10 protein-coding genes are annotated in these 11,037 nt (G+C 39.0%); 2 read left to right on the top strand and 8 right to left on the bottom strand.

What is annotated here, in order from left to right; translation table 11 throughout:
• Positions 1-306 precede the first annotated feature (306 nt).
• The gene (gldJ, locus tag ACRD64_RS03400) at positions 307-1,773 is read left to right on the top strand and encodes a gliding motility lipoprotein GldJ (protein ID WP_430931756.1); all 1,467 of its coding nucleotides are present in this window, start codon (positions 307-309) and stop codon (positions 1,771-1,773) included.
• A gap of 240 nt (positions 1,774-2,013) precedes the next feature.
• The gene (locus ACRD64_RS03395; RefSeq protein ID WP_430931755.1) at positions 2,014-3,312 is read left to right on the top strand and encodes a UDP-N-acetylmuramoyl-tripeptide--D-alanyl-D-alanine ligase; all 1,299 of its coding nucleotides are present in this window, start codon (positions 2,014-2,016) and stop codon (positions 3,310-3,312) included.
• A gap of 40 nt (positions 3,313-3,352) precedes the next feature.
• Here the strand turns inward: ACRD64_RS03395 and ACRD64_RS03390 are convergent, their stop codons facing one another.
• The 8 genes from ACRD64_RS03390 to ACRD64_RS03355 all read right to left on the bottom strand — a co-directional run bounded on the left by ACRD64_RS03390 (position 3,353) and on the right by ACRD64_RS03355 (position 11,005).
• The gene (locus ACRD64_RS03390; RefSeq protein ID WP_430931754.1) at positions 3,353-3,682 is read right to left on the bottom strand and encodes a winged helix-turn-helix domain-containing protein; all 330 of its coding nucleotides are present in this window, start codon (positions 3,680-3,682) and stop codon (positions 3,353-3,355) included.
• Positions 3,683-3,940: 258 nt separating this feature from the next.
• Positions 3,941-5,023, bottom strand: coding sequence for a molybdenum ABC transporter ATP-binding protein (gene modC, locus ACRD64_RS03385; RefSeq protein ID WP_430931753.1), 1,083 nt, complete (start codon positions 5,021-5,023; stop codon positions 3,941-3,943).
• A 17-nt stretch (positions 5,024-5,040) separates the two neighbouring features.
• A complete protein-coding gene (modB, locus tag ACRD64_RS03380; protein WP_430931752.1) occupies positions 5,041-5,739 on the bottom strand; it encodes a molybdate ABC transporter permease subunit in 699 nt (232 codons plus the stop codon).
• Positions 5,740-5,743: 4 nt separating this feature from the next.
• On the bottom strand, positions 5,744-6,547 hold the full coding sequence (gene modA / locus ACRD64_RS03375; RefSeq protein WP_430931751.1) for a molybdate ABC transporter substrate-binding protein: 804 nt from the start codon (positions 6,545-6,547) through the stop codon (positions 5,744-5,746).
• A gap of 105 nt (positions 6,548-6,652) precedes the next feature.
• Positions 6,653-7,897, bottom strand: coding sequence for a hypothetical protein (locus ACRD64_RS03370; RefSeq protein ID WP_430931750.1), 1,245 nt, complete (start codon positions 7,895-7,897; stop codon positions 6,653-6,655).
• Positions 7,898-8,295: 398 nt separating this feature from the next.
• On the bottom strand, positions 8,296-9,327 hold the full coding sequence (locus ACRD64_RS03365) for a glycosyltransferase family 2 protein (RefSeq protein WP_430931749.1): 1,032 nt from the start codon (positions 9,325-9,327) through the stop codon (positions 8,296-8,298).
• A complete protein-coding gene (locus tag ACRD64_RS03360) occupies positions 9,324-10,202 on the bottom strand; it encodes a lysophospholipid acyltransferase family protein (protein WP_430931748.1) in 879 nt (292 codons plus the stop codon). The genes ACRD64_RS03365 and ACRD64_RS03360 overlap by 4 nt, the downstream gene beginning before the upstream one ends.
• A gap of 2 nt (positions 10,203-10,204) precedes the next feature.
• Positions 10,205-11,005 carry an inositol monophosphatase family protein gene (locus tag ACRD64_RS03355; protein ID WP_430931747.1) on the bottom strand — a complete coding sequence of 267 codons (801 nt, stop codon included), beginning with the start codon at positions 11,003-11,005 and terminating at the stop codon, positions 10,205-10,207.
• Positions 11,006-11,037 lie beyond the last annotated feature (32 nt).

Genomic DNA, 11,037 nt, shown 5'->3' with positions numbered 1-11,037 from the left:
AAAATATAACGTTTACTTACAATGAAATATTACATGCAATTATTACAGTTCAACGAAAATAAGTGGAAAGAGGTTACTTTTAAGGAAGAGGCAAAGAGTTAATAATCCCTATTTTAATAGGCTGATTTGCTAAACTTAAATAAAAAAATGACAAGAAAAATTTCAGGATTATAACCTTTTTCTATTTTTGCAGTATAAGGCTACAGATGTAATTTCCAATAGAGATTGAATACGTACAATTGAACAAAAGAGATAACTTAAAGATTATATTTCGCTATGAGGCTTAAAATTAGACTTTTCCACGTCATGCTTGCACTAGGAGTTGTAGCACTGACTTCTTGTAGTAAAGGTGGTTCCGGTAATGTTTCTTCCGCAACAGGATGGGAGTATAACACTCCAGAAAACGGGGGATTTGAATATTATGAAGGATACGAACAAGAACTTGGCCCCGGACTTAGATTTATTGAAGGTGGTACCTTTATAATGGGTAGGGTTGAACAGGACGTACTTTACGATTGGAACAACGTACCTCGACGTGTGACTGTTCCTTCGTTCTATATGGATGAAACAGAAGTTAAAAACGTTGATTACCGTGAATATTTATATTGGATCAACAGGGTTTTTGTTGAATATCCCGAAGTATACAGAAAAGCACTTCCGGATACTTTAGTATGGCGAAGAGCATTGGCTTATAATGAGCCTATGACTGAAAACTATTTCCGACATACTGCTTATAGCAAATATCCGGTTGTTGGTGTCAACTGGTTACAGGCTAACGATTTCTGCCAGTGGAGAACAGACAGGGTAAATGAGAAAATTCTTGTTGATATGGGCGTTCTTGAAATGGACGTAAACCAGCAGGGCGAAAATAACTTTAACACAGAATCATATTTGTACGGACAATACGATGGGATTGCCGGCAAAAAACCTATAGAAGATTTAGATCCTAATAAAGATAGCAGACGTGTTCGTTGGGAAGATGGATATCTTTTACCGCGTTACCGTCTCCCAACCGAAGCAGAGTGGGAATATGCTGCACTTGGTTTGATTGGCAACTCTCAGGAAGAGCGTATGACTAATCGCAGGATTTATCCTTGGGACGGACATATCACCAGAAATGCCGATAAAAAAGAAAGAGGTAGAATGATGGCCAACTTTGTTAGAAGCCGAGGTGATTACATGGGTATGGCAGGGGACCTTAACGACGGTGGTGACATAACCGTTGATGTTCACTCATATTATCCTAACGATTACGGATTGTATTGTATGGCAGGAAACGTTAACGAGTGGGTGGCTGACGTATACCGTCCGCTTTCTTTCGACGAAGTTGATGAGTTCAGTCCGTTTAGGGGCAATGAGTTTAAGACCAAAGTACTGGACGAAGAAGGGTACCTGATTGAAAAAGATAGTTTGGGTAGAATCCGTTATAGAATTGAAACTGACAAGGATATCTTAGACAGAAAGAATTACCGAACCGGCGACAACCGTAACTTTAGTGATGGTGATGCACAATCGAACATTTCAACTGGTGATCAGTGGTTAGACAATGAGCGGGACACCAAGAACATGTACGGACAACACACCGGAACAATGGGTTCGTTAATCTCGGATAGGACGCGTGTATACAAAGGAGGTTCCTGGAGGGATAGAGCTTACTGGTTAAGCCCGGGTACCAGAAGATACCTGGACGAGCGTGAAGCTCGCGACGATCTGGGCTTCCGTTGCGCAATGACCAGGGTTGGTAGTCCTATAGATGCTGGAAACAGAAAGTAATATTGAAAAAGTAAAACATAAATACCCGAAAGGCTGGTTCATTTGAACCAGCCTTTTCTTTTTGCAAAACTTAACCTTTTATTAAGTTAAAAGTCAGGAATAAATGGTTTCATGCCTGTTGGCGTTTCCTTGAATCAGCATTGTTCGGTACTGATTATGTAATCAATTTAGCATTTAGAGCACTTTGTTTATAAATGTTGCTTATTTTTGGCATCATACAAGAAGTATAATTTTTGCAATATGATGAGCATAAAAGATATCTACCAAGTCTTTAAAACTTCTACGGGAGTTTGTACCGATACCAGGCAAATCAAAAAAGACGGTCTGTTTTTCGCCCTTAGAGGAGCTAACTTCAACGGGAACCTATTTGCATCGCAGGCGTTGGAACATGGTGCAGTAAAGGTCGTTGTTGATGATGCCGATGTTGCCAAAAACGAAAATTATATTTTGGTAGAGAATGTTCTAGCAACCTTGCAGGAACTTGCTACCTTTCACCGCAGAGAATTAAATATCCCAATTGTTGGAATTACAGGAACCAACGGAAAAACCACCACCAAAGAATTGGTAAAAACCGTTTTGGATAAGAAATATAGATCTTTTGCCACGGTTGGTAATTTCAACAACCATATAGGCGTACCACTCACCCTTTTATCGATAGATGAAAAAATAGAAATTGCCGTAGTAGAAATGGGAGCCAATCATCCAGGAGAAATAGATTTTTTATGCAAAATAGCAGAACCTAACGTAGGCTTAATAACCAATGTAGGCAAAGCCCACCTGGAAGGATTCGGCTCGTTTGAAGGAGTAAAAAAAACCAAGGGAGAATTATACCGCTTTATCGAAAGCAAACAAGGACTTTTGTTTGTCAACAAATCCAACACGCATTTGTTAGGCATGCTAAATTCCGGTGCCGAACTGTTTTATTATGGCCATAATACCGATTGCAAGGTGCGCGTTACAGAATTGCGCAACACGCCAAATCTATCCTTTGGATGCAAAATAAACGAAGAAGAAATCCACATAAATGCCCAACTGATGGGAGGATACAATCTGGAAAATGCACTGGCCGCCATTTCTGTCGGCACATACTTTGGTGTGGAACCCCATAAAATTGCCGAGGCAATTAACGAATATACTCCAGAAAACAATCGGTCGCAAATGGTGATTTCCGATAAGAACAAAATTCTATTTGACGCTTATAACGCCAATCCAACCAGCATGAAAGCGGCATTAGAGAATTTTGTTGCTTTAAATGAAAAAAACAAGGTTGCTATCCTGGGTGAAATGAAAGAACTTGGTGACGACAGCAGGCAGGAACATATGAAAGTGCTCCACTTTTTACGAAATAAGAATCTGACGGATGTATATTTGGTCGGAGAAAACTATAAATCAATGTTACAAGATGAAGATGGATTTAAATGGGCGGATAATGTAAATGTACTTATTGAAGAAATCGCCACCACACCTATCCGTAATTCCTTTATTCTGGTAAAAGGATCTCGAAGCAATAAGCTGGAGCTGCTCAAAGGGATTTTATAGTATTTATGCAAGTCTATGGTTAAAACTGACAATACTTTAATCACAGCTCAATCATGTGATCCCCAATAAAATTGTTGAAATCTGCTTCCAGTTTTTTATAATGGTCCAACAACGTTTGCCCACTGTGGGTTAATTCTGCAATTCCTCCTCCATTGCCTCCCCGTTTGGTAATCAACAACGGAGACTCTAACTTGCAATTGGTTTTATAAATTAAACTCCAGGCATGGGAATATGACATACCCAAAGTTTTCACCGCAGAGTTCAGCGATTTTGAACGCTCCACCTCTTTCAATAACTCAATCACTCTGGGGTGAATGGTAAAACCGTCGCCCGTTTCAATGGCAAATGCACCTTTTATTATTAGCTCCATTGGTTTAAGTATTTATTTTTCATTGCTTTCCGGTTTAGGTTGATTTTTTAACCGAATACTAACCAGTGTCCAGTCATGCATAGCCTTACGGGCCACGTCTTGTTATTATTGATTTTTTCTTCACGATAAAAAGGCTCACGTCCCGCTAGCTAGCTGGATACTTACTTTTTCTCCTATTTAAAATTTCAATAATAATGGCAACTTACCCGAAATTCCATACCTGACTTAACACGAGTGATTTATTTTGTAACGAATTGCCTATCCAATTACATCTATCGCTACTGATTTAAACAGGCACCAAATAGAACTCCCTTTTGAAATGGCTAACTTTTTCATAGAGTCCGCGGTCACTTCCACAATCAAAGGAAACCCAACATTTACAATACACAACTTAAAATTGTTGCGTTCAATAATATCCGTAACGGTACCTTTAAGTTGATTATGGACTGAAATATCTTTATTGTATACTTTTGACAAAGCGATATCGTCGGCGTTAATAAAGACCTTAATTACCTCACCCAACTGATATTTTTCCTTGCTTTTAACACAGTACACCTTCACTTCTTCCTTTAAATTGATACTGGCAAGCGTAGTCAGCCCTAGGTCGTGGTCCACATCTGCCACACACATATTTACCGAATTCAACAAACTATTGGGTCCAAATACATGGTTTAATTCAGGTTTCTTAATCAGTTGATGATAATCATCGTGCCCAATACACTTCCCCTCCTTCACCAGAAAAAGGCGATGACTGAGCTTAAGTAAATCTGTGATATCATGACTGACAACAAGGATGGGAATATTTACGGTTTGATGAATTTTAAGTAAAAAAGGAATAATTTCACTTCGGATATGTGTATCTAAAGCGGAAAACGGTTCATCCAACAGTAATATACTCGGACAGGAAAGTAATGTACGTGCCAATGCCGTCCGCTGCCTTTCCCCTCCCGATATTTTTGCAGGTTTACTATTCAGTAAATGTCTTATTTTAAGCAGGTCAACCACCTCATCAAAACTCAAACGCTTACTTCCGAACCTTTTTTCCCCGTAGCGGATATTTTTTTCAACCGTCATATGCGGAAAAAGACGCCCTTCCTGAAATACGTAGCCAATATTTCTTCGGTCCACAGGTTGATTGATTTTTTTAGATGAATCATAAATTGTTTTTTTGCCGATGGTGATCCGACCCTCATCAGGTCCAACAAGGCCCGAAATGGAATTAAGAATGGAAGTTTTCCCGGAACCACTGGCGCCGAAAATCCCGGTAATACCATCATCAAAAACCTGGTTTACATCAATATTAAAATCTTTTCTTTTTAGCTTTATATCTATATGAATCATCTTAGGCGTAATTTGAATTATCCATTCGCTTTCTTCATTCGTTTAATCATCCATTCCGACATTATCATGGCCACCAAAGCAATACATACAGACACCAAAACAAGACGGAAAGTAGCGCCCTCGCCGCCCGGCACCTGCATGTAGGAATAAATAGCCAAGGGAAGGGTTTGTGTTTCGCCTTGTATATTTCCGGCAAACGTAATGGTAGCTCCAAATTCACCCAATGAGCGGGCAAAACAAAGTATGGTTCCGGAAATAATTCCGGGCAAGGCCAATGGAACCGTGATACGAAAAAATGTTTTAATCTTTCCGGCACCTAAAATCCTCGAAGCCTCTTCCAGGCCTGGATCAACCATTTCAATGGCAGTTCGAATAGAGCGAACAATTAGCGGGAAAGACACAAATATGGAAGCTATAACTGTAGCCCGCAGTGTAAAGGCCAATTTAATATTAAATGATTTGTATATCCATTCACCAATTATTCCATTTGAACCCAAAATTAGCAACAGCAAATATCCGGTTGTTACCGGAGGCATAACCAACGGGAGATGAATGACACTCTCTATTATCGATTTACCCCAGAATTTACGGCGTGCCATAATGTAGCCCAGCATCAGCGCTATGGGTAAAGATATTAAGGAACAATAAACCGCCACTTTAATTGATAAAACAACAGCTTCAAGTTCTGCACCATTTAAACCGAATAGTTCATTCATAATACTAATTTTTGAAACCGTGTTTGTTCCATACTTGCTTGGACACGGCCGAATTCAGAAATGCATAGAAATCTTTTGCCCTAGGATTATTTTTACAAACGGAAGCGATAAACAAGATAGGCTCATGTGATGTTTCAGGAAAAGTACCCAATATTTTTACCTTTTTGGACTTAAGCGCATCCGTTTTGTACACAATGCCAAGAGGTGCTTCCCCAAGCTCCACAAACATGAGCGCAGATCGAACATCTTTAGCCGGAATTGATTGTTTTTTCACCTGGTGATACCATCCGTAATGCGTAAGCGCCTGTTCCGCGTATTTCCCCGCCGGAACATGAGAAGGGTCTCCAATCGACAATCGTCCTGAGCCTAGCGCTTGAACTATATCAAACGAACTTTCTATGGCGGCAATTTTCAAATTGCTTTTAAGGGGCGCAATAAATACAAGTTGATTGGAGGCAACTACTGTTTTATAATCCGGTTGAACCATCCCTAAGCTATCCACATAATCTGCCCATTTTTTACTGGCTGAGATGTATACATCCGGTGCTCCAACCTGTTGTATTTGGCGGGCCAGCGTGCCACTGGATGCAAAGTTGGTTTGAACCCTTACATCATTATTGATTTCGAACGAATCAATAATTTCCGTAAGCACATCCGTTAAGCTTGCGCCTGCAAAAATCATTAAAACATCTTTTCCCGCTTCAGTACCCGAAACTTTAGGATTAGAAAAATCACATGACGCAAGAAACAATAAAAGAATAAAAGTTCCCGATATGATTGATTGACATTTTGAATATTTGTTTTTCATATACGCTAAAATTAATTGGAAAAGATATTGATGTAAATATTATCGTTCTTACATATATGTTTTCTGCCAAACGTGTTATATGGACATAAAAAAACACTAATGATGTTATAGTTTCAATTGGCATCCTAACCCAAAATAATCACCGGTATTTGGCGAAACACTGCCGCTTTGAACCAGATAGTGTGCCGATAATTTAAGCTTCTCTTTATTCAGATACCAATTAACGCCAACATCCACTGTGTAATCGTCACCTATATATTTGTAAACCGACTTAGCGCCCCAACCTTCAAACTTATCGTAGGTAATTACGGGTTCAAAATATTTATTTCCGGCCACAAAACTATATCCTAACCTGACATGCCATTCAGTTCCATTAAAGTCATCAAAACCGCTTGCGCTGCGATAAAACCTAAAATACTCTGCGTCCAATCTGAAACCCGTGTAACTAACTAAAATATCTGTTCCAAATGAATTTGATGAATCAAAATATACAGAATCATTAAGTGCACCATTCGTTTGAGAGGACGCGCCTACCCCCAAAGAGACACCTTTTCTGCTGCGCCAACTATTTCCTGAAAGCCTGTATTTATAGGCGTTTTGTTCAGGCTGGCCAAAAGTAAAAAGCACATGTCCTGTGTAGAGTCTGCTGCTATATTCAAAACCGGAATAAGCCTTCGGTTCAAAAGTCCCAATCCTGTACGAAAATCCAAACCCGTTATAATTTTTCAATCCCCCCAACGCAATACCAGTTTCGATGCCATTTCCCTTGCCTGTCATAAACCTGCGCAAATACCAGTTGGCTCTAGTTCTGTCAAATGAACCTTGCGACCATGCAACCGTGCTATACTCCCTGCTTATTTGCGGCCAGAAATAACCCAAATGTAGATTCAACAAGTCACTTTTCTTTGACAGTTTAGCGGTGACAAAAGCATTCCAAACATCCAATCCCTGATATGAGCCTTTGGTTGAAGCGAAAGAATCTTCGCCCAGTCGGTCCATACTAAGTTGTAAACAATAACGAAGCCATGGATAAGGCGACCCGATTCCTCCAAACCGTATCCTCCGTAATGAGATGTCAACACGATCGGCATATTGATTTTCAACTGTCCTTTCGTTCATACTATATGTAACCCAAGCTTCGAGAATAACAAAGGGCTTGAAGTATCTGTCTCCTTCAAATTCCTGCCACAATAAAGGGTTTAATTTTTCTTTTTGGGGATTCGTATTTTGCGAAAACAACCAACCAGAAAACATAAACAAAAAGACAAACACCTTTATGCCAGCAAATTGACATATGCACAATCTCCTGTTGATTAAATAAACGATGTTACCATTAAAAAAATTCTTCATCCGGTTCAGCCTTGATTTACCGATTTGTTTTTAACATGCCGCATAACCCGGCTACTCCCGTTCGGCAGCTTTAAATATCGTTCGGCATAATTTTATACCAATGGTATTAGGTTCTTAACCCAATCCAACCTTCCGTTATTCTAAATTGGAATAACGTCGATATACCCATTTCAGATAACGTGCCAGATATAACAGGCAGAAGAATCCTGTGATTATCTATTAACCACTTAATATGATACTTATGGAGATAGTAAAGAAAAGAATATGGTGAGTCAGCCCATGTTAAGCACTACATTTTTGTAGGATTAACCATCGGATATCAAACCAAAATGTAGCAAATATGTTATGGATGAGAACGAAAAAGAAAGAAATAACATTGATGAATCCATTCCGATGATTTAGAACTTTATATCATCCAACTCATTATATTTTGTTTTATTTTTAATAAAGAACTGAAAAACTATTGAATGAGAATATATTTCAGGATGATGACTAAGGGTGACATGTTTTAGATTATAAATCCTTTTCTTGTACATTTTCCCGAAGAATGCGTAAAAACTCAGGTGTGCTCTTATCACAGACCAAAAATTAACAAACTCTTTGGAAGCCAAGAATTTGATTGCCGCAACACCATCTAACACCATCCTTTGGGACAACTTATACAGCAATTTATGCCTGGCAATATTTTTAGTGAGTACAAACAGGTTATTACGGAAATTTAGATAAACCTTTCTCGGATTTTTATAATCGAGCGTGGCACCCCCAAGGTGAAACACTTCACTATTGGCAATGTATTTAACATCCCATCCCCTGTTTTTCAAACGCCAGCAAAGATCAATTTCTTCCATATGCGCAAAAAAATCCTCATCTAAACCTCCCGTTTCAAAATATAACTTTGAGCGTATCATCATAGCTGCACCACTTGCCCAAAATACCGATGATGATTGATCATATTGTCCCTTATCCTCCTCGATCTGATTAAAAATACGGCCTTTACAAAAGGGAAAACCATATTTATCGATATAACCACCAGCAGCTCCTGCATATTCAAAATGAGTAGGTTGGTGATAGCTTTTTATTTTGGGCACACAAATGGCCGTCCGCGGATTTCCTTCCATCTCTTTAATCAATGGCGGAAGCCAGTCTTTCCCGGGAGCAATGTCTGAATTCAGCAAAACAATGTAATCTGATTCAACCTGTTTTAATGCTCTGTTATATCCGCCTGTAAATCCGTAATTTTTGTCTAATTGAATGATTTTAACGGAAGGGAATTTGTTATTTAATATTTGAATGGATGCATCAGTTGAGGCATTATCCGCCACAATAACCTCTACACCATCAACTTTCGAGTTTTTAATTACTGCCGGAAGAAATTCATTTAAAAGTTTTTCTCCATTCCAATTTAATATTACAACTGCTACTTTGGTCATGCTAATTTAAATACGTCTTCTCTTTTATGCTTCCATCTTTTGTGCGACCAAAGCCAAAATTCAGGTTTTTCCTTAATAATATTTTCCAGGTACTTTGTATGCAAATTTGTTATCTCATATTCTTCGGTTTCCTGAGGATTTTCCACTAAGGGCTCCACGGTAAGCTTGTAATACCCACGTTTTAATTTATCGAACCGCAGAAAAACGACTGGACTATTTAATTTAACGGCCATTTTTTCCGCGCCAAGATGAATCGGTGTATCTTGGTTTAGAAACTCAGAATAATATTGAATCTTGCTTTTCGCCGGCGTTTGATCTGAAATCACCCCAATAACAAATCGCTTGTTCATCATCTTTAACTTGTAAATTGATCGGTACGAAGTTTTCATCGTGAAATTTAAAGTACCCCATTTCGATCGTAAGTCTAGCATAAATTTATCATATGCCTTGCTTTTTAAAATATGATAGATCTCACATCCTTGTGCTTTTATAAAGAGGTTAATGGACGGGATCCACTCCCAATTTCCATAGTGTCCCAACACAGCTACCACATCCTTACCTTCATCGTAATACTTATCCAACAACTCCATATTCTCAACCTGCACCCTTTCTCTTATCTGCGCTTCGGTGATACTCACCAGCTTAAACGTCTCAAAGAACAAATCGCAAAGGTGATGAAAAAACTTTTTAGCGATAAGCTTTAACTCCTCTTCCGATTTTTCAGGAAAAGAATTCCGCAAGTTGGTCATAACCACGTTTTTCCTGTACCCCGATAACCTAACCAATAAATAAAAGCAATCAGAAATAATAAAGAGAACCCGGAAAGGCAGGTGTCCAATTAGTTTTATAAAAAGAAGGCCAATTTTTACGCCCATTGTTATTTTTTATTGTTAGAAGTCATTAATTCCTTAATGATTCCTTTAAACTCATTAAAAATTAAAGCATTGCTCGAAACGATTTCTTGTCCGTAAACATAATCATCTCCACCTGAAAAATCACAATTGCTACCACCGGCGTTTTTCACTAAAATAACACCTGCTGCCACATCGTATGGTTTTAAACCATACTCGTAAAATCCTTCGAACCTGCCGCAAGCTACGTAAGCCATATCGGTTGCTGCAGAACCCAGCCTTCTTAATCCGTGCGAGTTTTTCATAAAATAGTCCAACGATTCCATAAAACCATTCATCTTGCTATAATCGGAATACGGAAAGCCTGTAGCCAGCAAACTATCTTCAACTTTAGACGCCTGCGACACTGAGATTTTTTTTCCATTCAGGTATGCCGGGGCGCCCTTCCAGGTATAGAAACACTCGTCCAAGCCCAATTCGTAAATTACGCCGAGCACTATCTCCTCCCCGTCTTCAAGGGCTACGCTAATGGCATGCGGTGATAAACCATGAATGAAGTTCGTAGTTCCGTCGATGGGGTCTACGATCCAATTAAATCGTTCCCCTTTTTTGTTAGAGGTACCTTCCTCGGCCACAAAACCCGCTTCGGGTAAAAGTTTCGACAATCCTGCCACTAACCTCTGTTCCGATGCCTTATCGATATGTGTAACAAAGTCGTTTTTCCCTTTTACTTCTATTTGTTTACTTTTTGCCGATTCCTCTCTTATGTATTGCCCCGTATTTTTCACGAGCGCAATAACTAACTGGCATATACTTGCTAAATCCATGGTTTGTTATATTTACACGCAAATCTAAGAAA

The organism is Saccharicrinis sp. 156 (assembly GCF_050589685.1).
Classification (GTDB): Bacteria; Bacteroidota; Bacteroidia; order Bacteroidales; family Marinilabiliaceae; genus Saccharicrinis.
Note: the sequence above shows the minus strand (reverse complement) of the source record. Positions and strands in the feature narration are given on the sequence as shown.

Coding starts and splice junctions, on each gene's coding strand:
- gldJ (WP_430931756.1), top strand. CDS start 307: ATGCTTGCACTAGGAGTTGTAGCACTGACTTCTTGTAGTAAAGGTGGT.
- ACRD64_RS03395 (WP_430931755.1), top strand. CDS start 2,014: ATGATGAGCATAAAAGATATCTACCAAGTCTTTAAAACTTCTACGGGA.
- ACRD64_RS03390 (WP_430931754.1), bottom strand. CDS start 3,682: ATGGAGCTAATAATAAAAGGTGCATTTGCCATTGAAACGGGCGACGGT.
- modC (WP_430931753.1), bottom strand. CDS start 5,023: ATGATTCATATAGATATAAAGCTAAAAAGAAAAGATTTTAATATTGAT.
- modB (WP_430931752.1), bottom strand. CDS start 5,739: ATGAATGAACTATTCGGTTTAAATGGTGCAGAACTTGAAGCTGTTGTT.
- modA (WP_430931751.1), bottom strand. CDS start 6,547: ATGAAAAACAAATATTCAAAATGTCAATCAATCATATCGGGAACTTTT.
- ACRD64_RS03370 (WP_430931750.1), bottom strand. CDS start 7,897: ATGAAGAATTTTTTTAATGGTAACATCGTTTATTTAATCAACAGGAGA.
- ACRD64_RS03365 (WP_430931749.1), bottom strand. CDS start 9,327: ATGACCAAAGTAGCAGTTGTAATATTAAATTGGAATGGAGAAAAACTT.
- ACRD64_RS03360 (WP_430931748.1), bottom strand. CDS start 10,202: ATGGGCGTAAAAATTGGCCTTCTTTTTATAAAACTAATTGGACACCTG.
- ACRD64_RS03355 (WP_430931747.1), bottom strand. CDS start 11,005: ATGGATTTAGCAAGTATATGCCAGTTAGTTATTGCGCTCGTGAAAAAT.